The sequence below is a fragment of the Shewanella sp. POL2 genome (assembly GCF_000282755.1).
GTDB classification, from domain to species: Bacteria; Pseudomonadota; Gammaproteobacteria; order Enterobacterales; family Shewanellaceae; genus Shewanella; species Shewanella xiamenensis.
The window spans coordinates 69983-95165 of the sequence record NZ_AKZL01000006.1 but is presented as its reverse complement, the minus strand read 5'-3'; the positions used below and the strand labels follow the sequence as shown (position 1 = coordinate 95165).

The window sequence follows — 25183 nt, the reverse complement described above, 5'->3', positions numbered from 1 at the left end:
GATTTATCCCCTTGCTACCTGGCTGCTAAGTCGTTTGCTATCTCGCCGTTTTGAGCTAGAGCGGGACGAGCAAATTCGCCTGCAAGATGATTTTTTATTCCGCAGCCAATTCAACGTCGGTAACATTGGGATTGCCATAACTGGCGTCGATCAAAAGTGGATCAAGGTGAATCCAAGGTTATGCCAGATGCTTAAATACTCAGAGGATGAGTTGCTGCATATGACTTGGAAGCAGCTCACTCACCCCGATGATGTTGAAGCTGATCTATTAAAGTTTGAGCTAATGCTTGAAGGCAAAATCGATAATTACGAATTAGATAAACGCTTTATTGCCAAGGATAACTCGATTGTTTACACCCATATGACAGTGGCCTGTAAGCGCGCAAATCATCAGGTATTATTAGTGATTGCAGGCTTTTTGGATGTCACGGCGCAAACATTAGCTGACATGGAGGTGCTCGCCAGTCGTGAGCAACTTGAGTTGGTATTGAGCAGTAGCGATCTTGGGGTATGGGACTGGGATATTCGTAATGACCATATCGAGCGAAATGCCCGAAGCGCCGATATTTTAGGCTGCGATATCGATATGCTCAATGCCAATAGTCGCCAATGGATGGACTCGATAGTGGCTGAGGATAGGCCCAAAGTATTGCATTCTATCGAGGCCCATATTCGTGGCGAAACGCCGCAACATAAGATGGAATATCGCTTAAAAACCCTTAACCGCGACATCCGCTGGATTTTAGATACCGGTAAAGTGGTGAGCCGTGATGCCGATAACAATGCGCTCAGAATGTGCGGTACTTATACCGATATCACCGATGCTAAGTTGATTGAAGAGTCTTTAAAACTCTCTGCGTTAGTTTATAACAATAGCTCCGAAGCCATGAGTGTACTCGATGAAAACGGAGTGATTATTACCGTAAACGCCGCATTTACCGATATCACTGGCTATAGCGAGTCTGAAATTCGTGGACAGCATATTCGTATGATGTATTGCGACCTTAATGGTCACGATTTTTATCAGCGCATGAATAATGACATTCGCGAAAAGGGCGAGTGGCAGGGGGAAATGCGCCAACGGCGTAAGAATAATGAAGAGTATGTCATTTGGCTAACCATTAATACGATTAATAATGCCGAGGGTTTGCCTTATCGTCGTGTTGCGCTTTTTTCTGATATTACCGATAAAAAACAAAGTGAACATTTAATCTGGAAACAAGCCAACTACGATACCTTGACTGGCCTGCCTAATCGACGCATGTTGCTCGAATATTTAAGTGCCGAAATCAAGAATGCCGACCGTAATCGCAATCACTTTGCGCTGATGTTCCTCGATCTCGATTACTTTAAAGAGGTTAACGATACCTTAGGTCACGCCATGGGGGATCAATTACTGATCGAAACCGCCAGTCGCTTAAAATCCTGTGTGCGGGATGCCGATGTGGTGGCGCGACTTGGCGGTGATGAGTTTACCGTAGTATTAAGTGCTATGGCTGATCATAAGGGGATTGAACGAGTTGCCGAACATATTTTAAGGCGTATTGCCGAGCCCTATCTGCTAGGTGAAGAAACTGCTTATATTAGCGCCAGTATTGGTATCACGCTTTACCCCGATGATTCGACCAGTATTGAAGGTTTACTTAAACATGCGGATCAGGCTATGTATGCGGCAAAAGATCAAGGCCGCAACCGTTTTAACTATTTCACCCCTTCGATGCAGGAATACGCTAAGTACCGCATGCGATTAATTCACGATCTCCGTCAAGCCGTGCTGAATAAAGAATTTGAACTGCATTATCAACCGATAGTAGCGATGGCGACTGGTGAAGTGGCTAAGGCAGAAGCCTTATTGCGCTGGTTCCATCCTGAGCGCGGCTCTGTATCGCCAGCAGAATTTATTCCCGTTGCTGAAGATACTGGGCTGATTGTTGAAATCGGTAACTGGGTATTTGAACAAGCAGCACGCCAAAGCGCCCAGTGGCGCAAGACGTTGGGCGTGGAAATTCAGATCAGTGTTAACAAATCGCCTATACAGTTCCGTGACGAGGGCACACTGTTACACAGTTGGCTTGAATTACTGCAGCAGTTAGATGTCACTGGTACTGGCGTTTGTGTGGAAATTACCGAGGGGCTATTGCTTGATGCTAGCATGGGCGTGACCGAAAAATTGTTAGCCTATCGGGATGCGGGCGTGCAAGTTTCCTTAGACGACTTTGGTACCGGGTATTCATCACTGGCCTATTTGAAGAAATTCGATATCGACTATTTGAAAATAGATCAATCATTTACCCGTCATATTGATACGGATGAAAATGACCACACCCTGTGTGAAGCCATTATTGTGATGGCCCATAAATTGGGCATGAAAGTCATCGCCGAAGGGGTTGAAACCGAGGCGCAGCGGCAGGTGTTGCTCAATGCAGGCTGCGACTATGGCCAAGGTTATTTATTCTCTAAACCCGTCAGTGCCAGTGAGTTTGCCAGCAAGTATTTGCTGACATAAACACCTAGGCGAGAAAGGTTTATCAGGCGTGCGACGTTTTGCCTATAAATCCGCCGCGAATTTTGCTAGACTCCGCGGCCCCATTTAAGGGCATGATGCAGAAAATTAATAATGTTGAAGAGTACAACAAGTCATCTCTTCGATTCGTCTCTTTTTTGCTGCGCATTGAGCAATTCCACCGACTAACACCTAAGAGTTCCTATGAAATTTGACACACTCGGCTTATCTTCACCTATTTTGAATGCGATAACTGAGTGTGGCTATCAGCAACTCACTCAAGTGCAACAACAGGTTATTCCTCTCGCCTTAACGGGGAAGGATATTATGGCCTGTGCTCAGACTGGAACAGGTAAAACCGCTTCCTTCGCCTTGCCCGTGCTTGAGCAACTTGCTGCCCAGCCTGTCGATAAACCCTTGCTGCGCGCCTTAGTGATGACGCCAACCCGTGAGTTGGCAATTCAAGTTTGTGCGAATATTCAAAAATATAGCCAGTTTTTGCCCCTTAAAACCTTAGCGGTTTATGGCGGTGCGAATATGAATCCGCAGCGTAAAGGCGTCGAGCAGGGCGTCGATATCCTCGTCGCAACGCCAGGGCGACTATTCGATATTATTGGCCAGTTCAATTTAGACCTGTCCAGTGTAACGACCTTAGTGATCGACGAAGCGGATCGTATGCTCGATTTAGGCTTTGTACGCGACATTGAAAAGGTGAAGCGCCTTATTGCCCCAGTACATCAAACGATGTTGTTTTCAGCCACCTATAGCGATGCGGTGAAGCAACTCTCCCATAAGATGCTCAATCAACCTGAATGGGTTAATGTTGCCGAAAATACCACGGCATCGACTGTAGAGCAGTTAGTGTATCGGGTCGATAAACGTCGCAAAGCAGAGTTATTATCTGAGCTGGTGGGGCGCAATAATTGGCGCCAAGTGTTGGTGTTCGCCAGTACTAAGGAATGCGCTGAGCATTTATTGCAGGAGTTAACACTCGATGGGATCAGCGCGGGCGTGTTTCATGGGGATAAAACCCAAGGGGCGCGTAATCGTGTGCTCGATGATTTTAAAGCCGGAAAACTGCGCGTGTTGGTGGCAACCGATGTGGCGGCCCGCGGGCTTGATATTCAGGCGCTGCCCTTAGTGATAAACCTAGAGTTGCCTTTCCTCGCGGAAGATTATGTCCATCGTATTGGCCGCACTGGCCGTGCGGGCCTGTCAGGTCGAGCGATTTCATTTGTCAGCCCAGCAGATGATGAAATGCTCGCAGAAATTGAAGCTTTAATTGGCCAGCAACTCCCTGTCACCGTGCAGCCTGGTTACGAGGAGGGCACGCCACTGCCTGCACGTTACCGCGATGCTCCCGCGGCAACCACTAAAACTAAATGGAGTTATAAAGCTCCAAAAGATCGCACTATTGGCAAAGTCAGTGCTGCTGGAAAGTCGAGTGAGAGCCAAGCTAGAGCAAGAAAATCTCCTACCCGCGAGGGTAAGTATTCAAAAGATAAGGCGAAATTTAGCCCATTTCAAACTCAGCGTTCTGGTGGTAAGCCGCAGGGCGGCAATAAAGTAAAATAGTGCAATACGCAGCGCGCCCAAGGCGCGCTTTTTGTTGAGCTTTAACTAGAATATCCCTACACTCGAATGCCCCTAAACGTTGCCCGTTACCCTGCGAGTGTTGTCCATGATCGTCAAAGCTATTCCCACCAATATCATCACAGGTTTTTTAGGTGTCGGTAAAACAACGCTTATAAAACAACTTTTGAAGACTAAACCTGAGGGCGAAACTTGGGCGATATTAGTCAATGAATTTGGTGAAGTCGGTATCGATGCGGGCCTCTTAGAGGTAAACAACAGTGGGGTGCAGATTCGTGAAGTTGCTGGGGGCTGCATGTGCTGCGCGGCGGGCGTACCCACGCAAGTGGCAATCAATCAACTGATTGCTCGTGCTAAGCCTGATCGCTTGCTGATTGAACCTACGGGACTTGGGCATCCTAATGAAATTATTAAAGTCCTCAGTGCGCCCCATTATCAACATGTTATCCGCCTTCAAAGCACTTTATGCCTAATCGATGCCCGTAAATTAATGGATGAACGCTACCGCGGACATGATAATTTTGTGCAGCAGTTGCAAGTAGCCGATGTGATCGTTGCGACCAAAACCGATTTATATCCTGAGTTTGAGGCATTGCAGGGCAGGCAATTAGCTCAGGAATTAACTGATTATCTCAATGCTTTACAACTTGATGATACGCCAGTGGTGGAGCATAGTTCGCCTCAAGGCTTATCGGCTCAATTACTTGAGCTCCTTAAGCAACCACACCGTGATTTACCTAAACCGGCCAGTAACCTAGCCGTTAGCATTAACGCATTGAGCCAATCTCGGAGTGTGTTGCGTAACACTGCCGACACTTTGGGTTTGCAGGGGCTGTTTACCGAGGAGGCAAGCGAGCAGGTCTACCAGTTTGATGCGCGTGGCATAGTACGTAAGCAAAATCAGGGGGAGGGCTGTTTTAGCTGCGGCTGGGTATTTGAACCTATGCAAGAGTTTGATTTTGATAAATTAATGCAACTTATTACCCTCCAGACCCAAACAAATCCTACTTTACTGCGGTTAAAGGCTGTAATGATTACCAGCGATGGTATTGCGGGGATCAATTGGAGCAGTGGGGATATGACTGTCACTGAACTTGATGATTGTGTTGATTCTCGGCTCGAAATGATTGCAACCCAAGAGCTGGATTGGGACCACATTGAACTGGCCTTAATGGAATGTTTAGCTGGTTAATTGAAGGGGATTAATCGGTGAGCATTGAGGTGGGAATGGTAACGCCACGTTTTTTTGCCAGTGTAGCCAATTCGCCTGTCTCAACCATATGTTGCATAAATAGATCGAAACGTTGTTGAAGTGGTTGAAATTTTACGTCTTTTGGAAAGGCCATAAAGCCATCTTGGATATCAATTCTTGGCATTATAGGGGTGATTGCCTGTGGAATTTTGATTTGCGCGAGCATTGCTTGAGTATTGCGTATGTTGGTGGCAAGCAAATCGAGATCGCCACGGGATAAGCGTTCAATACCACTTTTGAGATCTGCAAATTCATTAATTGTGAGCGTTTTGGTGCGTTCGTTAAACAAATAGCCGTAACTCCAGCCTTGCATTTTGCCAATTCTTAATCCATGGATACTGGCATAACTACCATCCCAAGGCGTGGGGTGATTGACTCTGGCGTAAAAAACGATTTCATCGCGATAAAAGGGTTGGGCCGAGAAGGCTAAGTGCTTTTGCCGTTCTTCCGAAAAATAGGGGCCAATTAAAATATCTGCTTGGCCGCGCTCGACCATAGATTGCGCTCGGCGCCAAGGCGCTATTTGATAATGAATGGTCACTTTTTGTTGCTGGGCAAAACGGTTGAGTATATCTACCCCTAAGCCGATGTATTCGCCGTTCGGTTTTTGTTCAAAAATTTGGCTAAAACGAGTCCCTACAGCAAAGAGCTCCTCTGCTTTTATAGGGGCGACTAAGCAAATGAGGGTGAGCAAAACTAACCTTCGCAAGGTGTTCTTTAATGCCATTTCATTCCTGTGATGGTTGCTTCATTCCAAGTGGAATGTGGTGCAAGTAAGGGGAGTTTGTTAAATAAATCGTTACGTACTTTGAATATCAGCAAATTGTACACTGATTTAGATTCCTATCTGCACGTACCTGTCATCAATGCGGATAACCGTGCCTCAATAACCGGAAGATAACTAAATAAAAAGATTGGTAATTTTATAATATAAATCCTTAACCATATTTGTTTCAAATTGTATCCTTTGTGGTTGGTGTGATGGCGGAAGACTTATATTATTCAGGCAAGCTCAAGCAAACTGGGTTATGCTGCGCCGCCAATGCGTATTTTGATAAAAAGAGAGCCCATGAAGTTACAGCAAATTGATAAATCCCTTTATCGTAGCAATATGAACCTGTTTATGGTGGCCTTAGTGTTGGCCTTGATCGTTTGCTCCCTTGGCTTTGGGGCTGGATTAATTGCGCTCTTTGGCGTTGAGGCTTTACCCGGTGAGCCTACAGGAAATTTCCACTGGAATTTACTCGGGGTTATTTTGGCGGTATTACTTTGTAGTGCCATTGTCTATCAGTTAAAAACTCAGCCCTTTTTTAAAGAGATTTATTATGTGTGGCAGTTAAAGCAACTGCAAAATCGCATTTATCGCAAGCTGGCTAAAGTCAAAGCAGCTGCGGCGGACAATGATGTAAATGCGTTGATTATATTGCTATTTTACTTCACCAGTTTACGCCAGGTGTATTTGCTGGATGATAATACCTTGACCTTATCAGCGGTTGATAAGGAGCTTGCACAGTTACAGGCACAATGCGACGTTTTAGGATTAGCGCTATCGGCTGAACAATTTGAGGTCGAACTGTTAGCGGGTTTTTAATTCTAGATTTAATGATTTAGTCGCGTATCAAGACCGTTAAATAAAAAGTGAGTGCATGCACACTCACTTTTTAATTGGAATCGATTAGCGGCTTCGATAACGCGGTTAAGGTATTAGTTCGCTGCCTGCTGCGCACGTTGCAGCGTCAGTAACCACTTACCATAGAAATAAATACCCACCGCCGAAATAGTACCAATCGCCGCAATTATATACCAAGCCATACCAATGTTGTGGCTGTGGTAGAGCAGCTGAGTCAGATCATGGGCGTTTTCGCCGGTAAAGCTGACTAAGGTGGTAAAAGCTTCACCCTGCGGAATGGCATTCACATCCGTTGCGCTCATGCCGCGCTCGAGTAATAAGTCGCGTGAGAACAACTCTTTCGAGGCGAAAATTTCATAGAGTTTTGGGCCAAAATAACCTTCTAAGCCCCAACCAATCCCTTGAGGTAGCATCACAAAGCCAAGGTACATGGCTTTTTTACCTTCGGGGGCAATGTTACCCATAAATTCGTTCTTTTTCGGGCTTATCATCATTTCGCCAATCGAGAACATCGCGATGGCGAGCACAATAAACCAAGCCGCATGGAAGGCACCGATAAACACAAAGGCTAAGATACTGAGTAAACAGCCAATCAACATGGCAGTAGTTATGCGGTATTTGGCTGTCAGGGCGGCAATTAAAAAGCAGCTCGTCATAATCAAGCCGGCGTTGAGGTTAAGCATGCCCTCAGGCATCACTTTCGTGCCTTCATTATTTAATCCGAGCCAGAATTGTAAAATACCGTTGCTGGTGCCTTCACTACCAAAGAGCGAAGTGACAATCACACTGGTATCGACCCACTCGGAAATATGAATCGGTAGTACATCAAACAGCGCATTAAACAAGAACCAAAAACCTGAAAATACCAACATGTAATAGATCACAATTGGCTTTTTAAGCTCATGCCAAGCGTCGCGCCATAGGGACTCTTGTTTGACTTCACCTGATTTAATTTGTTGATTACGGATGAGGCGCTCGGCTTTTCCTGGCTCGGTATATGTCAATAAAAACAGGAAGTTTAGTGAGATAATCGCAGCGCAGGCATAAAACACATTATCCCAAGAAAGCTGACGCATATGCACGGCAACCAATGGCCCTAAGAAGCCTCCGATATTCACGACTTGGTAAAAAATCCCCCAAGCCATGGAGGTATTATTGCGATTGGTGGAGAGCACTAAGGTGCCTTGAATACCGGGTTTAAAGATACCCGTGCCGATGGCGAGTAGCAGTGCCCCCGATAAAAAGCCCCAAAAGGTAGGGAAGAACGCCATAGTCAGGTAGCCCATGATTTTAATCACGGTCGAGCCGAAAATGGTTTCCTTGTAGCCGACTCGGTCGGAAATCCCACCAGTAAACACGGGTACAAATGTCTGCATAATCGCCCAGAGCGAAATAATAATACCATAGTCGCTGAGGCTAATCCCCAGACCGCCAGCCGATTCAGGCGCTTTGGCGTATAAGCCAGCACTGGCTTTGACACCGTAATAGGCGATTCGCTCGACCAGCTCCATGCCGCCCACTAACCAAAAAATATAACTTAGGCTAGTGATGGAAGCCCACATACCTAACTGTTTGACTTCGCGCAGATCATTCTCTGCATTTGGACTATTGTGACTCATGTCCTTCCCTTTATTATTGTTATTGACTTTAATTTAACTAATTCATTATTAATTAAATGGTTAGCTCAATTGCAGAGACAAATAATGCCTCGATAATTAACTCATTTCTGGCAATATAAACCTACACTTTACCTAATTAAGGGGTAAATACCAAAAAAGTAGTGAAAAATGATGAGTTTCGCCACATCTGTTATTGAGTAGTGTTTTATTTGTCGTGATGGGTTGGTAAAAGTGTGCCATCAGTAAGATATTGTGTAGATTCGTTTTTGTGACAACGCAATCGTGCTAATCGGGTTTGGTATTAAAGTAAAATTTAGGTACAATCCATTGCCGCATTTTTGTTCATCATTCTATTTATCTAAGTGAATACCGCTAGAACAATCTGAGTGCGCACCCTGCCTTTATTTTTGTGAGATTTGGTTATGACTGCTGTTTCCCATAGCGCAACGGATCAACGCCTGCTGCAAGAGCCGATTTCGAAGCTTTTCTGGCGCTATACCATTCCAACAATCGCCTCCATGCTGGTGACTGGGGTATATGTCACCATTGATGGTATCTTCGTCGGCCATTATCTCGGTGAAACCGGGCTTGCTGGCATGATGCTGGCCTATCCCGTGGGCGCGATTCTCTACGCCGTCGGCGCCATGATTGGCATGGGCAGCGCCGCGTTAGTCTCGATTAACTTGGGGCAAGGCAATGTCGCCAAGGCGCGTAAATTGCTCGGTAATGCCTTTAGTTTATGTTTACTCGCGGGGGCATTTTTTGCCTTAATCGGCGGGATTTTTTCGCGAGATATTTTAATCGCCCTCGGCGCTGAGGGAGAAATACTCGAAAATGCTAATGAATACCTGTTTTGGTATTTTGCCTTATGTCATTTCCCTATTATCTCAATGACATTTACCACCTTGCTGCGTAACGATGGTCGCCCCTCCATGGTGACCTTTGTGCTGATCTTAAGTGGCGTGCTGAACACCTTTTTAGATTGGCTGTTTATTGTGGTGTTTCCCTTCGGTTTAGCGGGCGCGGCGATTGCCACCATGTTATCGCAGGCGGTGACTGGCTTGCTCTGCCTGCAGCATTTTTTTGGCGGGCGTACTCAGCTCAAAATCAACCTGGAACAGATGAAGCTTACGTTCGACAACTGCATCAATATTGCTCGAGTTGGGCTGCCAAGCTTTTTGATGAATCTGTATCTGTCGATAGTATTAACCCTGCATAACACCGCATTTTTATGGGTTGGTGGCCCTTTGCATGTGGCAGCATACGGGGTGGTCAGTTATACCGAAGCGTTTTTCTACCTGATTTTTGAGGGGATTGCCCTCGGTACTCAGCCGATTTATAGCTTTAATGCGGGAGCAGGGCGCTTCGATAGGGTTAAACAGGCACGCAATATTGCCTTTGGCATGACCTTACTCACTGCCGCACTTGGCTTACTGTTGATTTATTCCCGCCCCGAATGGTTGGTGTACCTGTTTGCTGGTGATAACCCAAGCCTTACGCCCGTCGCGATTGAAGGCATGCGATGGTATTTCTGGGGCTTGCCGATGGAAGGCCTCATTTTAGTGGGGGCGAGCTTCTTCCAAGCGATTAATTGTTCGAAACAAGCATCGATTCTAACTGGCGCAAAACTCATACTGATTGCTGCGATTATCTACTGTTTTGCTTGGGCTTTTGGCGTGATAGGTGTGTGGATATCGCTCGCGACCTGTAGCACGCTATTGGTCATTTGGATGTTCATTGCCATGCAGCGGCTTAAGATTAAAGCCTAATTTTTGTTTAGTTATTATCTTAGTCTTGAAACCGAGTTAATACTGGCGTGTCGGCATGGGCTCTGATACATTTCGCTGGTTTAAACCCTGCTTAAAATGAGCTCTGTCTGTAGTATGAGTGTTGTCGATAAAATACCGTTACCGACTGACAGTAATGCAGGTGGATAGGATAAATTCTGGGCCACTTTGTCTGGCTTTTCGTTTGTTATTTAAGTTTTATGAGGCTCTTATGCGCACCGCTGCAGTCATCTCTATGCTGTTGTTTGGCGTGTTAACCAGTGTTAACGCCAGCGCCAAGGATAATGAGTTAGTGTTTGCTAGCGATTTTGAGGGTAACCGCTTATCACAACCTTGGTCTTGGATCATGGGGTGCCAATTTGAGGGTGCTGAGCCCCATAGTGGCGAGAGTGCGTTGTTATGTGCAGAAGGCAATAGCAGTATTGTCAGTAAATACCCTGTATCGGAAGCGGGTCTATTAGAGTTTTGGGTAAAAACTCAAAATATCCAAACCCAATATCGGATTAATGTGCTCACATCGCCCGTATTAAAACTGGATGCCCAGTGGCAGCATGTGGCGCTTATCGATGTTACTCCTGGCACAAATGAATATTTAGCCCATCGGGTGTCGATTGACGATCCGAGTCGTCAATATGTTCGCCTCGATATTGAAGCGATTAATGGCCCTATCAGTTTGGATGATTTAACCCTCGATAAAATTCGCTTAGATATTGCCCTGCAAAAAAACGAGCAAAAAATTATCGGCGGCATTTTAGATAAACTTAAAGAAGACAAAAACTACGAGGTTCAGGCCGAATCCTTTAGAACGCTGGGGAAAAACTACGCCGCCCAGCTCGAAAGCCAAAGACAATACCTTGAGTATTCGAATGCGATTTATTCCAGTATCACCTTTGTACTGGCGACCTCTGAGCGCAATAAAATGTCTAACCCTTTGGGTTATAACACCTTTAGGTCGGTGTTAACTGACGCTAAGCGGATTGCGTCGCCGATTCAACAGGCGCGTTTAGGCTCTATGGTTAAGCCCTTTGGCGACTTAGCAACCGCCACCTTAAATGTGGTGAGTGCTGGCGCCTACTCAGCCTTTGCTGAACCTTTTAAATCCTTCCTTGCGGCCACCTTTGACCGCTCAAACTATGACAACAGTGACTTAAGTCGCAGTGATAAAAAGTTTGCCGAGGAAAACGGCCTTAAGATTTACCAGCAGGCCGAGCGCTTTATGTCTGAAATCGAAAAAGAGTTGCAACAGGTGACCGCACTCGATAATGATTTAGTCAGTATGCAGAAGAACTTAGACAATTTCCGCAAGGATTTAGACAAACATCTGCGTAGCTATCTGCAACACGCCAGCATTGCCCGTACGCCCGAAAATTACAGTAAGGTGATGAGTAAAGATGAGCAGACTCGGGCGCAAATCATGGCTGAAGTGAATGCCAATATCAGCGCCAAAGCCGAAGCCTTACTTGCTTCTAATAGTAATGCTGAACTGGTACAGTACATGATTAAAACGACTGAAAAAATGGATGAGTTTCAGGAGTTTAAAGAGCGTTTTAATCAAATCACTTCAGCGATGTTAACCTTCTATGACCGCTTTGAGCGCTCGATTGCCGCCGAGCAAAATCCCTTTACCGATCCAAGCGATAGGGCTGTATGGGAACAACATGCTCAAAGTGCACGCAATTATATTCGCCAGTCGAAGGAAGCCTTTACGAAAGCCTTTATGTAGTGATGTGTTGTAGAAAGGTTTACTGGGCTTGTTCATCAAAATGGCAGCGAAGGTTTTGCGCTGCCATTTTATGTTATCCATAGTGTTGTTCGTAAACTCAAAGTGCCTCAAAGCAAGATAGCTTGATCATTAGGTGTACTGAGTGAATTGTCATTGTTTCCCCAGTGACACGCCGTGAATATGTCCTTATAGGCTCGACGGCGACATCCATGTCGCCAACGGTCACTGGTGCAACAATGCCAATCTTCACGACCCCTCTGGCAGTTCGTTCAGCTAAAAGTTATTGCCCCAAAGTGTGTTTCAAAGTTAAAAATTCAAGTAGGGTGAATAAAGCAGTGGCTATAGAAAAGCTAATGTGATGAGGTTACTTTAAACCTAGAAGTCATGCCCGTCCGATATTTTAAAGCCAGCTAGTACTCCAGCTAGGATAGCCACGCCCTCAAGATGAAGCGGAATGGCTGACAGTGAAAAGTAGTCAAACTTATAGGCGCAAGCCTGTGAGGGGGGGGCGGTACGAGCATCAGCCTGAATGTGAGGTCAGAATGCTGTCAACCAAGGTCAAAAACCAGTCGACAGTGAGCGTAAAAGAATGAGAAAGCTAAAACGATATCAAGTAATTACCCATCAAACTGTATAAAAAACCGCTACCGCAAAAAAGCAAATTCCTATAGCATCATTTATACCAATTGGCACGGATGTAGCAACGGCCATATTTAAGATTGAGTCAACAAGCGATTTATGCCCTGCAAACAGCGCAGCGCATAAATACTAAGACGTTAAATTTCTCAGAGAGATTCGTGCGATGAACGAGAAGAAATTCCCGAATAAAGAAAGTCTAAAAAAATGGTTAATTTCTGCAACTGGCATTGTACTTACATCTGTTTCTATGATGAGCGATGTTCAAGATTTGGAGTTTCAATTTTCAAATCCAAAGGCTCTGGTTACGGTGATGGAAGGAGCTCCTACTTATTTTCCTGATGGGCAATACATCATTACCTATTCCAACAGTTCAGATCTGGATTCTGATGATCTCGATTATTCAAAAATGGCAATGGTAATATCCCTTGAAGCAAAGTTGGCTAAATCGGATACATTAATTGGTGGTTTAAGACCACTACTTACTGCACTAGCCGACTTTGAATATTGCTGTACTATAGATCGAACCAATCCAGCTTACGTGACCGCAGGCATCTGGATAGTAGAGCCGAGTAATCCCGCTGAACTTGAGAATTTGAAACAAGTTTTGCACGAAAATTCTGTATTTTATGCTTTTAATGATGGTTCTGGCTTTGTCACACTCAACAACGCAAGGATGGGTAATGGTGTGCAGAAGCTGGTCAAAATTTAACAAGCAAAGGCAGGGCGACGCCAAAACGCGGCGCGCCTGCTTTGAGCTTTATGAATTATGGATGAATTGTGGAGTATTATTTAAAAAAGTATGGGGATTGGGCGTTTCTTGTATATATCTTAGTTGGAGTCGCTCCAACATTTATGTACGACACAATCCTAAATGAATCATACGATTGGGCATTTAAGTTCTTATCTCTTCCTATCGGCGCGCTTTGTTTTTATGTGTACCTTTTTAAAGTTCCAAAATATCGAAGGAAAGCAGGAAAAGTAAAAGGTTTTCTGTGGACTTCAATGATTGCAGCAATGCTTATTTTTATAAGTGGTGGCTATGTTATGGGACTAAACGCAATGGTTGGGGAACAGCAACAAGTTCAACTAACGGGTGAAATTGTCGAGCTAGACACATATGAAAGTACTAAGGGTGGTATGAGTTACTATGTTTATATTCAAACTACTCATACCAACGAGCCAACTAAACTTGATGTTTCAAAGAGGCATTTTGAATCACTAAAAGTTGGTGACTACTTTTCAGAGAGTTGGTCAAAAGGCTCATTTGGTCTGCTTTATAAGCGGAGATAATGCATAACAAAGCAATTATGAATGGGACGTCTAAAGCTTGGCTGGCGCTCATTCTTCGCTAATTTTAGCCAAGCTTAATACGCCCCATATTGCAGCGTCTATGCAAATACAGGAGGAACAATTGACTATTGCAGATACTGCACGTGATTATTTTCACATCAATAGAGCTGCTCCTTGGTCTCCATTTGAAATGTGGAGAGAAGGACAGGAAATAGATATTGGTGGAGAGAGTAATCCATATTTCAAGTTTTTTGAGACTCAACGAAAAGAGTATTCAGTAAACACCGAATCAGGTTCTATCATGGTACCAGCTGCAAAGTTTGTTGGGAGTGTCGCTAGAGGTGAGATCAATTCTCCTCATGTGGCTGATATTGCTAGTGAGGTTATTAGGCATTTTGTTGCTTATGTTAGAGAGTTGATTTGGGAAGATATAAGAAAGCAAGAGTTTCCTCATTTGCCATCAAGGCAGCGGTGCATCTGGTTAATCCTAGAACGGGAAGGTGTCAGGTTCTGGCTTGAGCGTTTAGGGCTCGAGGGACAAAGTTTTCAAATAGCGCGGGTTAGATTGCAAGGTCGTCTGCACACTGGTAGTGATGAGCACCTTTTAGGTGATAGCGAGCCAATGGAGATGACACTAAAACGTGCAAGACAATATTGGTTAGGAATCCATAATGATTCAGCGACTCAGGAAATCCTTTTTGAAGGACGCCTTCGAGTTATGGAGTTTCTGAGCCCTGAAGAATTTGCATAACAAATAAGGATAGGCCGCGCGTAGCCGCGACCCATTCTCAAAAGGCATGGCAAGTGTTGAACAAGTCCGATGTTGGTTATTGACACTTTATTATGCAAATAGCTGATTGAGAATTTGAAGGTGCTAAGGTCGTATTTTGAAAGAGACTTTTGTGCAGATATGACCTGCCCTTAGAGAACAATTGGTAGAAGAGGATACTGGGCGAATCATTCGCAATGATAAACGTGGCGCCATCAGTGAAACTAGCACTAAGTTACTGACAAGATTAAATATCCTCATGAAAACTGGCTCAAGCCCACTACTGAGTTTGGCAAGTTAAAGGGCCTGAGGAAAGTTAACTCAGACCCTATAAGTACTCGGTTAAAGCGCTGGCCAAATAGAGTTGACCATTGAATGAGTCCATTTAGGAGGAAGAGGGTTACACTGGCTTACAACACACTCCATATCTTAAGCTCGCTCTGCGATGGAGTTCATAGACTTCACAACCTAACAATGGCTCAGTTCTATTCAGTACTGCGCCAAAACGCTCAAAGTAGTCCTCATTAACTTGCTTTGCACTGATAAGCGGCACTTCAATACTGACATCTACACGACCTTTACGTATCAACGCAGGGTCAAGATGATCGAGATGATTTGTGGTCATTATGACAAGGCAGTCATCAAGAGGAATGACGCCGTCTAACGCGTTTAGTACGCCACCTAAAGTGAGTGGTGGGTTGTCTACGTTGCTTTCAGCTGTACGTGATACCGTGGCCTTTACACAATCACAGTCCTCTATTAACAACATCGCTCCGGGCGCTACTTTTCTAATCGCTTTATGAATAGTGGCATCATTGACAGTCGATAGATTCAATATGTATAGATCGCGATGATACTCAACCGCTAAGGCCCTCGCGATACCCGTCTTACCCGTGCCCGTTTTTCCATGTAGCAGTATGGTTAGCTTACTGACAACCGATTTTCCCCGACTTGCAAAGTTATCAACTTCCCTCATCAAGTCCTGCTTAAACCCTTCATCTAGCACTAAGTCACTAAAACCCGATGATTTCAATGTACCGTAGCGACACCATTCGGTTTCTTCGAAAATATTCACTTTCGGCTCAGTAGGAATGTCTCCACGAGTATCTTCTAAAAAACGATATAGTTTATCTTTTGCCCACCATGGTGCTCTTACAGTAATAGAATCGTATGCCATCGAACTATCGACCTTAGTACGGGTTGCCAACATAAAACAACCACCGTATTTAAACAGATGCATACCATAGCCGATAGACTTAACACTGACACGCCCGTCGTAATTCACACCATAGTCAAAGTACACAGCCTCAGAGATAGAACGTGAAAAAAACGGAATGGTAGTATTACTGATCAAAAAGGACAGCTTATTGAATATCTCTGTGCGTGCCTGATGGCTATCGTCTATAGTGAGCCGCACAAATAGCAGGCTACTGAGCCAACTTAACAGTTTCGCGGGGACATCTTTTAGCATGTAGCCTACGAGTCCAATTAACGTAAATGTTAATACTCCAACAATGACAGCCGTCAACAAAGGATCACTATTGGTGAGCGCCTTTATTTGTAGTAATACCTCGTTCATTTACTCACCTTTACTATAAATGCCTAATAGATATAGTCGAGAATACGACCTGCCGCGTCGAGGATACTCGTAAGGTATCTTCAGTATTGCGCTATCGCATCTGGTTAAAGCGACTTGATAAAGATCCTTTACTTATCACTAGTTATTGCTTTAGGCTGCGGCGCTCATCAAAGAGCAGTACGGCGCGGCCTTGCATCCACTGATTGACTTGCACTACATCCGTGTTTAACAGCCCGTTCGCCATCTTATAGGTAGGACGCCTGAATGTCGTGCAATGCAGGGATACGTGAGAACGACCATGGCTCTCGTTCATAAGCTTAGAAATCCTAGATTTCTCTATTCACCGAGTCGGCGGCGAATGCCATGGCAAGCCTGTACCTGTAGGCGAATAACCCTTATAAATCAAATGTCTCAAATATTGTTATGCTAAATTTTAAATAAGAAAGCCGCCAATAAAGGTCGGCTTTCATGTTTCGATTGTCCCGTAACCTTTGGGTTTCTTGGTTACATTAAATCTTGAGGCATTACAGCAAGTACACGTTCGAGCTACAGGCGCCGTGAGCACCGACGACGAGGGCTTGTTCGATATCGGCGGTTTTTGAGGGACCGGCGATAAACACCCCAAACTCACCTGAGGCTAGCGTGATTTCTTTTGCCGCTTGATGCATGTTTGGCACAATCTTATTGGCTGGCAGGGCTAAGATCAGGTTTTCACAGATAAAAGGCGTTACTCTGTGGCCTAAGTTCTTATTGTTTACCCAAATGGCACCATTTTCGGCAACACCAATATCCCCTGGGATCACCGCATAATCGATATCCCTGAGCTCGTGAGCCGTTGGTGGCACATCACGGTTTGCTGTGATGCCCTCAACGAGGGAGATAACCTGTAAGCCTTGGGCGACAAGCTCATCCACTTTGGCTTGCAGTGCCGCGAGGCCGCCTTCACGGTGAAGTGTACCCGCAACGGTTTTCAGATTGGTTTCAAACTGGCCAACCAGATCTTCAACCCTTGGGGCGACATCGATGCTCGGCATAGGATGGTTTGTTAAAGCCGACAGTTTGAGCGCATTGAGAATTTCGTGCTTACTAGACATCTTATAGGCTCCTGTGTTTCTTAAACCAAGCTTCGAAGCTGGAGTTGGGGCGACTGGCAGTTCACGGTATTTACCCCAGGCACCGCTAAAGGGCTTGAGCAGACTACCCGGCAGAATGCGCAGTGCAGTTCGGGCCGCGCCCATTGAGCAATTGAGCAGAGTCGTGCTTGCCATAAATTTACCCACTAATGGCATATAGCCGTTTTTGCCGTAGGGGAGTTGTCCGGCTTCGGCCTTAAGGCGTCTGTGGTGGTGAATAATCTTATCGAGCGGCACCTTGGTCGGGCAGACATAGGTACAGCTACCACACAGAGTACAAGCCCAAGCGATGGAGTTGGTATCGTCATGCTTGGCACCTACCGCAATCCCAATCGGGCCGGGAATGGTGTAGTTGTAGCTGTAACCACCAGAGCGGCGATACACAGGACAAGTATTTAAACAACCGCCGCAACGAATACATTTCAATGATTCGGCAAGGATTTTATCCTTCATCATCTCGGTACGGCCGTTATCGACGATGATCACATGCATCTCTCCATCGACCTGTGGTCCACGGTAGAAGGCGCTATAAGTAGTGACGGGTTGGCCAGTTGCGTTGCGTGCGAGGGTGCGTAGTAACACGGCGGCGCTGTCGATATCGGGGACAATTTTGTCGATCCCCATTGAATGCAACTGCAACTTGGGCAGGTTAGCGCCCATATCGGCGTTACCTTCGTTAGTACAAACGACCACGGCGCCCTTATCGGCAATCGCCATGTTTACCCCTGTCATGGCGGCATCGGCGCTGAGGAATTTTTCACGCAAATGCGCGCGGGCGGCACGGGTTAAATACAAGGGATCGGCTGCCCCCGCTTTAGTGCCGAGTTTCTCATGGAAGAGGTCACCGACTTCTTCTTTTTTCATGTGGATAGCGGGCACCACAATGTGCGAAGGCGGCATTTTCGCGAGCTGAATAATGCGCTCACCTAAGTCGGTGTCGATGACTTCAATTCCACGCTGCTCTAAGTAAGGGTTGAGGTGACATTCCTCGGTGAGCATAGATTTGGACTTAACTAACTTCTGCACTTTATGGCTAGCTAAGATCTCGTGCACGATACGGTTGTGCTCGGCACCATCTTTAGCCCAATGCACTTTGATGCCGTTGGCAAGACAGTTTTGCTCAAAGGTTTCAAGGTATTGTGCAAGGTTGGTTAAGGTGTGCAGTTTGATTTCAGAACCTAACTGACGCAGTTGCTCCCATTCGGGTAAGCTGCCAGCGGCGCGATCGCGTTTTTCGCGCAGCACCCAAAGGGCTTTAGAGTGCCAGTCAACTCGGGTTTCATCGCGGCAGAAAATATCGGCTTTATGAGCGTGAACCTGTGAACCCGTGGCCCCGTGATTATGTTGATATGCCATAGTGGGTCTCCTAGAGCGCGGCGTTAAGCACTTGCGCTATGTGGCGAATTTCAATCGGCAATTGCTGTCTGCGGATCATGCCATCGAGGTGCAAGAGGCAAGAGGGATCGAAGCCAACCACATATTGCGCGCCTGTTGCCGCGTGGGCTTGGGCTTTGTCTTTACCCATCTTGGCGGATACGGCTCCTTCATCGACGGCAAACGTACCACCAAAGCCACAGCATTCATCGCGACGGTCTGGATAGACAATGTCGATACCTGCGATATTAGCAAGCACGGCTTCAACTTTGTTGAATCGTGGGCCCATTTGCTCGCTTGGCGTGGCAAGGCTCAGCATACGAATGCCGTGACAGCTTAGTTGCAGGCTGATCTTATGGGCAAAAGGTTTGTTGAAGGCGGGAATGGGAGCGATATCGTGGAGGAACTCGGTCAGCTCATAGAGTTTGTCGATAACGGCTTGAGCTTCTGGGCTGCTATCAAACTCGTGGAAATTTTCTTTGGCGGCCACTAAACAAGAAGCGGCAGGACAAACAATGGCATCGCATTCTACACCTTTGAAAGTATTGAGTAATTTCAAGGTGGTACTGCGTGCTGCATCAAAGCAACCCGAGTTAGTCATCGGTTGGCCACAGCAAGTTTGGCCTGCGGGTAGAATCACTTGGTGTCCGAGTTTTTCCAGTAATTCCAGAGTGGCAATGGCCACATCCGGCATCATTTGGTTAACAAGACACGGGATGAAAAGGGCGATTTTCATTGTGCTTTCTCTTTCTTGTTAGTGAACGACATTGCCTTGCATTGTGGCCCCAAAGTCCACACAAATGCTAAGGTAGTTGATCCAATATAGGCTTATCTAAAGTAAATAAGTAGCCCTAATTTAGTAAATGATCTACTAGATTTTTGCAAAAATGAGAAGTTTTTAACAATATGATTTTAAATGGTTAATTTGGTTTTTATTTTAAGATTTATTTCGTTAACTTTGCGGAGTTGTCGATAAATGAGAATAGTTTTCTTCTAAAGAAAAACGGGGCTATCTTTAGCCCCGTTTGGTCAGTGTGTTAGCGACTGCACTCTTCGAGCAAATACGCTAAGTGGCGGTAGGAAATACCACTGTGTTGGGTCAAGCCGACCTCGCACATACGGTTGGCGTAATAGCCTTCTTTAACCTCAACTGGGATTAACTTCTTAATATTGCGCAGGGCGCTGGCGTTGATTTCTGGCTTATATAAACCTTTTTCACCGGCGTATCCACAACATTCAATACCCGCGGGTTTGAGCACTTGCGCCGAGCAAGCATTGGCAATGGCTTGCATCTTAGGCTCTAACTTCATCTTGCGAGCACTACAACCTAAGTGCAAAGCAACATTGACCTTTTTGTTGATGGTCAGCTTGTCCAGCAGCTTGTCGTGCATAAACTCAACTAGATCCGTTATTTGTACCTGTGGGTTACCCGTGAGGGTGCGATAAGTACAAGATAAGGCATCGACTAACACTGGGATCTTGCCGCCATTGCTCATCTTGCTGAGCACATCGATAAGCTCCTGGCGTTTGGCGTCGGCGTTTTTAAAGTCGCCCTTTGATTCCCACATTTGGCCGCAACATAAATCGCGGGTCTTTTCTGGCGTGATAACGTTATAACCCGCGCGCTCTAGTAGGGTTACAACCACTTCTGGCAAGGTGCGATTATCGGGATCCTTAGGTGTTGGACCAAAGGTCCGGCCACCACAGGCTGGGAAGTAAACTACAGTTTCTTGGCCTGCTTTGGCGGGTGACGGTTTAGGCAGTTTGCCGCCTTTGGGGAAGTCCGGATTCCAGTAGGGCACTTCTTTAGAAATCAGCCGACCCGTTTTCATCAGCGCATTAGTAATGCCATCGCCGGTGATTTTATGGATAACGCCAAGTACATCAAAGCCCGTACTGATCACTTGGTTTACCGCGCCAAAATGCTTGGCTTGGAAATCCAATACTTTTTGCTCTGTGGTGCTGATATAAGGTGTACGTAGTTTACGGACTAACTGACCCATGCTGTTATCGACTGGACAGGCGATAGTACAAAGCTGACAGGCAGCGCAGGTATCAATCACATCGTATTTTGCATCGGCGCGCATTTTAGCGGCCGCAGCTTTATCACCGGACTGCTCTAAACGTTCGATTTCACGCAGAGTAGCGATACGTTGACGTGGCGAGAAGTTAAGTGCTGATGTTGGGCAGGTTTTTTCGCAGAAGCCACATTCAATACATCTATCAACAAAATCATCGACAACAGGGCAGGGCTTAATATTTTTAACGTGGACGTTCGCATCATCGTTAAGAATAACGCCTGGGTTTAGAATACCCTGAGGATCAAATAGTTGTTTGATGCTCTTCATCAAAGTGTAAGCATCTTGTCCCCATTCTTTTTCAACAAACGGTGCCACAGCGCGGCCGGTGCCATGCTCAGCTTTCATGGATCCGTTGTACTTGTTAATCACCATATCGGCAATATCGTCCATAAAGGCATGGAAGCGGTCAATATCGGCTTGAGTGGAGAAGGTAGGAGTAATAATGAAGTGGAAGTTACCTGCTAGCGCGTGGCCATAAATACAGCCTTCAGGGTAACCATGTTTATGGAAAAGCTCAGTGATATCGTGAGCTGCTGCGGCTAGATGTTCAAGCTCAAAGGCCACGTCTTCGATGATAACTGAGGTTCCTTTTGGACGCTCGCCACCGACAATGGGGAAAAGCCCTTTACGCATCGCCCAGTACTTGTCGTAAACCGCGGGATTGGTACTGAATTCCATCGGACGGATGAAGTCAAAACCAGCCAGTTTGGTACTGACATCTTGGGTATAGCGTTCGAGCGTTTGAGCATCATCCGCACGGGATTCAATCAATAGAATCGCGGATAACGCAGGCAGTTCCGACAACCAATCTGGCATGCCTGGCTTGCCTGTTACCGCTTTAATGGATGGCCAGTCAAGGAGTTCGGCAGCAGAAACACTTTCACCATTAATCAGCGGAATGGCGCGTGCAGCATCTTCCATATTATGGAATACAGCCATGGCTGAGGCTTTAAATTTAGCTTCATTTACAGTGTGATAAGTGACTTCGTTAATGAAAGCTAACGTACCTTCCATCCCGACCATTAAGTGGTTAATGATGTCAAATGGGTCGGTAAAATCGATTAAGGAGTTAATACCGTAGCCAGTGGTATTTTTGATGGAATACTTTTTACGAATGCGCTCGGCCAATACGGTGTTATGGCGTGTCAGATGGGAGAGCTCGCTCAGATCTTGCAGTAATTTTCCGTGGGTCTTAGCAAACTCAGCCTTAGATTTTTCACAGCCAGTATCGAGTTCAGTGCCATCGGCAAACAACAGTTTTGCCGATGCGATGGTTTGGTAACTGTTTTGAGCAGTACCACAGCACATGCCTGAAGCGTTGTTAGCTACAATTCCGCCAATTTTTGCCGAAGCAATCGTCGCTGGATCGGGGCCGATTTTGCGATTCAGTGGCGCTAGCACAGCATTCGCGTCTGAACCAATAACGGCGGCACCTAAGGTAATTTGTTTTGCATCGCTACTGACTTCAATCTTTCTAAAACCATCATGGCCAAGGATAAGTAGTATCCCTTCACCAATCGCTTGGCCAGATAAACTGGTGCCTGCTGCTCTAAATGTGACGGGCGCATTATGCTTGCGGGCAACGGCTAAGGTGAGTTTTACCTGTTCTAAGGTCTCGGCATGGACAACAACTTCGGGCACGATTCTGAAGTAGCTGGCATCGGTAGACCAAGCAAAACGACGGACGGGATCATCCGTCACCGGACGATCACCTAATTGTGTTCTGAGATCACTGATGACCTCTTTGTAGTTAATCGACATAACATCACTCTCTTTATCTTATAGAAGAAAGTCGAAGTCACTCGGCGTGACTTCGAACAAGATGGATTAGAAGCCACCCCAAAGTGTTGCGATAGTGCCTGCAAGTAAGGCGTAGCCAAGGGCAACAGGCATTGTTTTACGAATAATTTCCGACTCTCTACCCGCCATACCTACTACCGTTGCTGCGGCAACCACGTTCATTACGCACATCATGTTACCGGCGTTTGCACCGATACCTTGCAGTGCCAATACCAGCGTATGGTTCATGCCAACATTATCAGCCACACTGTATTGCAGGCTTGAGAACATCATGTTTGAGAACGTCGCTGAACCTGACAGGAAGGCACCAAAAATCCCCACGATAGGCGCCATCCATGCCCATACCGCGCCCATTGAATGGCCCAACATATCGGCTAAGGCCACTGGCATAGAGGCTAGTCCAGCACCATTAGCACCTGAGTTTAAGAAGATTTTCACCATAGGTACTGAAGCACCTAATGAAATAATCGTCGGTAACATTGATTTGCATGAAACACCGATGGATTGCTTAATCGCAGGACTTTTCATTTTGAACAGGAAGAAACCGATAATACACACTGCGACGAAGAAGGCGCCAGGGGCGTATAAGGTTGCAAAGCTCGCTTTAAGCTCAGTACCCATCAGGCCTGTCCAGCTAATGTTGAAACTCGATAACCAAGCTTTCAGTGGTGTGACTGTACGAGATAACACTAACAGCGCAGCCATGATGATATAAGGTGTCCAGGCGGCAATTTGTGAAAACTGGGCTTTCGCTTCGATCTTCACACCTTCTTGGTTGTCATTCTCTGCGAAATCATTCCAAGGTGTTTTAGGCAGTAGGTAGCCCTTACGCGCAACAGGGATCACCAGTGCCATACCGATTAATGCACCAATAACCGATGGGAATTCAGGGCCTGCAAGGTAGTTAATAATCCAGGCGGGGACAGTAAAGGCAAGACCTGCGAAAATCGCAAATTTCCAAATGGCTAAGCCTTCTTTAAAGGATTTGTTGCGGCCAAAGAACCCGGTCAGCATTGTCACCATAACCAGCGGAATTAATGAACCTGTGATTAAGTCGATAGTGATCATATGCATTACGATATATCGAGCATAACCCGCATAGGTTCCACCATGGGCAGCAAACTGCTCAGCAGCCATGCTTACACCACCTTGGATAAGACCCTGTTCCATCCCAAAGAGCACGGGTAAACCAATTGCTCCAAATGATACGCAGGCTGAGTCGGCAATTAAGGCGACTACGGCGGCGGCGACAGGAGGTACTCCCAGTAATACCAGCAGTGGCGCGCCAATGGCGGCTGGCGTACCAAAGCCTGCGCTACCTTCGATAAAGGCGCCGAATAACCAACAAATAATAATCACCTGTACACGGGCATCGGCACTGATGTTAGTGAAGCCTGCTCGGATAGTATCCATTGCACCTGAATATTTCAGAGTATTAAGTAGGAATACCGCACCGAAGATGATGGTTAATGGCGTGATCGCTGACAGCAGTCCTTCAAGAACGGATGCGGCCAATAGAGTGGTATCCATTTGCCAAATAAATACGGCGGCGATGGCCGTAACTACCATGGAAATGGGCATAGCTTTTGACGCGGGCATTCTCAGTAATACAAGAAAGATCATTACACTGAGCACTGGCGTCAAGCTGGCGAAGAGTTGGAGTATTGTCATGCTTGCCTCTACATAAAGTAGTCTGTCTTATTTTTTATAGGAATCTTATTGGTGCTTCGATATCAGAACTTATGGTGGATAAATCAGCAGTATTCACTACTAATAATCACTGTTACGACATTCTGTGGTGTGTACTAGACGCTATTCGGGGTTGAACTTATATGATCTAGATCATTTTGACTGCTATATGAAATGCTAATTTACAGCGCTGCGGGAGGCTTCTCTCATAGGATTTCTTCAACTGTGACCAATGTCACTTAAGGAGTGGTTTGTATATTCCTATGCTCAGTGATTAATTTAACTTGTATGCTTTTTAGTTATAAAAAATCAGATCTTCACTAAATTAGCGATCAGTATTGCAATTAACTGATCCATTTATTTCATTAATGGGCACTTAATGAATTTTTAAGACAATATTAAGGTGTGATCTATGTCACTCAGGTTCTCATTAAAAGGAACGGTGGTTTTTAATGATTTATTTTAAATTTATGATTTTTATTATTTTATATGATTTTTAGATTGAGATTTTTAGTGTGATCTGACTCACGCTTTATCGGGTGGGGAAATTGAGTGTGAGCAATGTCACCTTATGAAATATGAGTTAATCTGAAATTTAATAACGGTTAATAAAGCTGTTTACAGCAATGCAGCTGCACAACTCCATTTTGTTAACAACTATAGTCAGTCATTATCTATATTTTTTATGGTAGGTTGCTTGAGTTAAGCTTCGCATCATCTCA

General features: G+C 45.6%; 17 protein-coding genes and 2 pseudogenes. 10 read left to right on the top strand and 9 right to left on the bottom strand.

Annotation, left to right across the window (positions count from 1 at the left end):
* The 3 genes from SHEWPOL2_RS02840 to SHEWPOL2_RS02830 all read left to right on the top strand — a co-directional run.
* On the top strand, positions 1-2506 hold a 2506-nt coding region (locus tag SHEWPOL2_RS02840), incomplete at its 5' end, for an EAL domain-containing protein (protein WP_037425878.1).
* A gap of 201 nt (positions 2507-2707) precedes the next feature.
* Positions 2708-4078 (top strand): DEAD/DEAH box helicase, encoded by a 1371-nt coding sequence (locus SHEWPOL2_RS02835; protein WP_037425875.1) that lies wholly within the window; start codon positions 2708-2710, stop codon positions 4076-4078.
* A gap of 106 nt (positions 4079-4184) precedes the next feature.
* Entirely contained in the window at positions 4185-5288 is a 1104-nt protein-coding gene (locus SHEWPOL2_RS02830; protein WP_037425872.1) for a GTP-binding protein, read from the top strand.
* Between the two features lie 10 nt (positions 5289-5298).
* Here the strand turns inward: SHEWPOL2_RS02830 and SHEWPOL2_RS02825 are convergent, their stop codons facing one another.
* Positions 5299-6075 carry a transporter substrate-binding domain-containing protein gene (locus tag SHEWPOL2_RS02825; protein WP_037425870.1) on the bottom strand — a complete coding sequence of 259 codons (777 nt, stop codon included), beginning with the start codon at positions 6073-6075 and terminating at the stop codon, positions 5299-5301.
* Positions 6076-6417: 342 nt separating this feature from the next.
* Here SHEWPOL2_RS02825 and SHEWPOL2_RS02820 point away from each other — a divergent pair, with 342 nt between their 5' ends.
* The gene (locus tag SHEWPOL2_RS02820) at positions 6418-6939 is read left to right on the top strand and encodes a DUF3087 domain-containing protein (RefSeq protein ID WP_037425867.1); all 522 of its coding nucleotides are present in this window, start codon (positions 6418-6420) and stop codon (positions 6937-6939) included.
* Between the two features lie 113 nt (positions 6940-7052).
* On the opposite strand, the gene SHEWPOL2_RS02815 is transcribed toward SHEWPOL2_RS02820, so the two are convergent.
* Positions 7053-8597 (bottom strand): MFS transporter, encoded by a 1545-nt coding sequence (locus tag SHEWPOL2_RS02815; protein WP_037425864.1) that lies wholly within the window; start codon positions 8595-8597, stop codon positions 7053-7055.
* A gap of 422 nt (positions 8598-9019) precedes the next feature.
* Here SHEWPOL2_RS02815 and SHEWPOL2_RS02810 point away from each other — a divergent pair, with 422 nt between their 5' ends.
* The 6 genes and pseudogenes from SHEWPOL2_RS02810 to SHEWPOL2_RS23130 form a co-directional block, all read left to right on the top strand.
* Positions 9020-10366 carry an MATE family efflux transporter gene (locus SHEWPOL2_RS02810; RefSeq protein WP_037425861.1) on the top strand — a complete coding sequence of 449 codons (1347 nt, stop codon included), beginning with the start codon at positions 9020-9022 and terminating at the stop codon, positions 10364-10366.
* Positions 10367-10595: 229 nt separating this feature from the next.
* Complete coding sequence (locus tag SHEWPOL2_RS02805; protein ID WP_037416051.1) at positions 10596-12107, top strand: hypothetical protein; 1512 nt, start codon at positions 10596-10598, stop codon at positions 12105-12107.
* Between the two features lie 802 nt (positions 12108-12909).
* Positions 12910-13455 carry a hypothetical protein gene (locus SHEWPOL2_RS02800; protein ID WP_197278440.1) on the top strand — a complete coding sequence of 182 codons (546 nt, stop codon included), beginning with the start codon at positions 12910-12912 and terminating at the stop codon, positions 13453-13455.
* A 68-nt stretch (positions 13456-13523) separates the two neighbouring features.
* Positions 13524-14036, top strand: coding sequence for a hypothetical protein (locus SHEWPOL2_RS02795; protein WP_037425858.1), 513 nt, complete (start codon positions 13524-13526; stop codon positions 14034-14036).
* Between the two features lie 121 nt (positions 14037-14157).
* Positions 14158-14787: a DUF2441 domain-containing protein gene (locus tag SHEWPOL2_RS22250; RefSeq protein ID WP_157173863.1), complete on the top strand. Its 630-nt coding sequence runs from the start codon at positions 14158-14160 to the stop codon at positions 14785-14787.
* Positions 14788-14977: 190 nt separating this feature from the next.
* Positions 14978-15105, top strand: a pseudogene (locus SHEWPOL2_RS23130) (transposase); the annotation flags it as partial.
* Between the two features lie 100 nt (positions 15106-15205).
* On the opposite strand, the gene SHEWPOL2_RS02785 reads toward SHEWPOL2_RS23130, so the two are convergent.
* From SHEWPOL2_RS02785 to SHEWPOL2_RS02760, 7 genes and pseudogenes are all read right to left on the bottom strand, one after another.
* Positions 15206-16384, bottom strand: coding sequence for an AAA family ATPase (locus tag SHEWPOL2_RS02785; protein WP_037425855.1), 1179 nt, complete (start codon positions 16382-16384; stop codon positions 15206-15208).
* A 142-nt stretch (positions 16385-16526) separates the two neighbouring features.
* Positions 16527-16697, bottom strand: a complete 171-nt coding sequence (locus tag SHEWPOL2_RS23010; RefSeq protein ID WP_181159879.1) for a hypothetical protein — start codon at positions 16695-16697, stop codon at positions 16527-16529.
* Between the two features lie 211 nt (positions 16698-16908).
* Positions 16909-17478, bottom strand: coding sequence for an LUD domain-containing protein (locus SHEWPOL2_RS23080; protein ID WP_037425853.1), 570 nt, complete (start codon positions 17476-17478; stop codon positions 16909-16911).
* Between the two features lies 1 nt (position 17479).
* Positions 17480-18873, bottom strand: a pseudogene (locus tag SHEWPOL2_RS02775) (lactate utilization protein B).
* Between the two features lie 10 nt (positions 18874-18883).
* On the bottom strand, positions 18884-19627 hold the full coding sequence (locus SHEWPOL2_RS02770) for a (Fe-S)-binding protein (RefSeq protein WP_037425851.1): 744 nt from the start codon (positions 19625-19627) through the stop codon (positions 18884-18886).
* Positions 19628-19928: 301 nt separating this feature from the next.
* A complete protein-coding gene (locus SHEWPOL2_RS02765) occupies positions 19929-22733 on the bottom strand; it encodes an FAD-binding and (Fe-S)-binding domain-containing protein (RefSeq protein ID WP_037425849.1) in 2805 nt (934 codons plus the stop codon).
* Between the two features lie 66 nt (positions 22734-22799).
* Positions 22800-24443 carry an L-lactate permease gene (locus SHEWPOL2_RS02760; RefSeq protein ID WP_037425847.1) on the bottom strand — a complete coding sequence of 548 codons (1644 nt, stop codon included), beginning with the start codon at positions 24441-24443 and terminating at the stop codon, positions 22800-22802.
* Between the last annotated feature and the right edge of the window lie 740 nt (positions 24444-25183).

Coding starts and splice junctions, on each gene's coding strand:
- SHEWPOL2_RS02825 (WP_037425870.1), bottom strand. CDS start 6,075: ATGGCATTAAAGAACACCTTGCGAAGGTTAGTTTTGCTCACCCTCATT.
- SHEWPOL2_RS23080 (WP_037425853.1), bottom strand. CDS start 17,478: ATGTCTAGTAAGCACGAAATTCTCAATGCGCTCAAACTGTCGGCTTTA.
- SHEWPOL2_RS02770 (WP_037425851.1), bottom strand. CDS start 19,627: ATGAAAATCGCCCTTTTCATCCCGTGTCTTGTTAACCAAATGATGCCG.
- SHEWPOL2_RS02815 (WP_037425864.1), bottom strand. CDS start 8,597: ATGAGTCACAATAGTCCAAATGCAGAGAATGATCTGCGCGAAGTCAAA.
- SHEWPOL2_RS02820 (WP_037425867.1), top strand. CDS start 6,418: ATGAAGTTACAGCAAATTGATAAATCCCTTTATCGTAGCAATATGAAC.
- SHEWPOL2_RS02785 (WP_037425855.1), bottom strand. CDS start 16,384: ATGAACGAGGTATTACTACAAATAAAGGCGCTCACCAATAGTGATCCT.
- SHEWPOL2_RS02760 (WP_037425847.1), bottom strand. CDS start 24,443: ATGACAATACTCCAACTCTTCGCCAGCTTGACGCCAGTGCTCAGTGTA.
- SHEWPOL2_RS23010 (WP_181159879.1), bottom strand. CDS start 16,697: ATGAACGAGAGCCATGGTCGTTCTCACGTATCCCTGCATTGCACGACA.
- SHEWPOL2_RS02800 (WP_197278440.1), top strand. CDS start 12,910: ATGAACGAGAAGAAATTCCCGAATAAAGAAAGTCTAAAAAAATGGTTA.
- SHEWPOL2_RS02765 (WP_037425849.1), bottom strand. CDS start 22,733: ATGTCGATTAACTACAAAGAGGTCATCAGTGATCTCAGAACACAATTA.
- SHEWPOL2_RS02805 (WP_037416051.1), top strand. CDS start 10,596: ATGCGCACCGCTGCAGTCATCTCTATGCTGTTGTTTGGCGTGTTAACC.
- SHEWPOL2_RS02835 (WP_037425875.1), top strand. CDS start 2,708: ATGAAATTTGACACACTCGGCTTATCTTCACCTATTTTGAATGCGATA.
- SHEWPOL2_RS02810 (WP_037425861.1), top strand. CDS start 9,020: ATGACTGCTGTTTCCCATAGCGCAACGGATCAACGCCTGCTGCAAGAG.
- SHEWPOL2_RS02830 (WP_037425872.1), top strand. CDS start 4,185: ATGATCGTCAAAGCTATTCCCACCAATATCATCACAGGTTTTTTAGGT.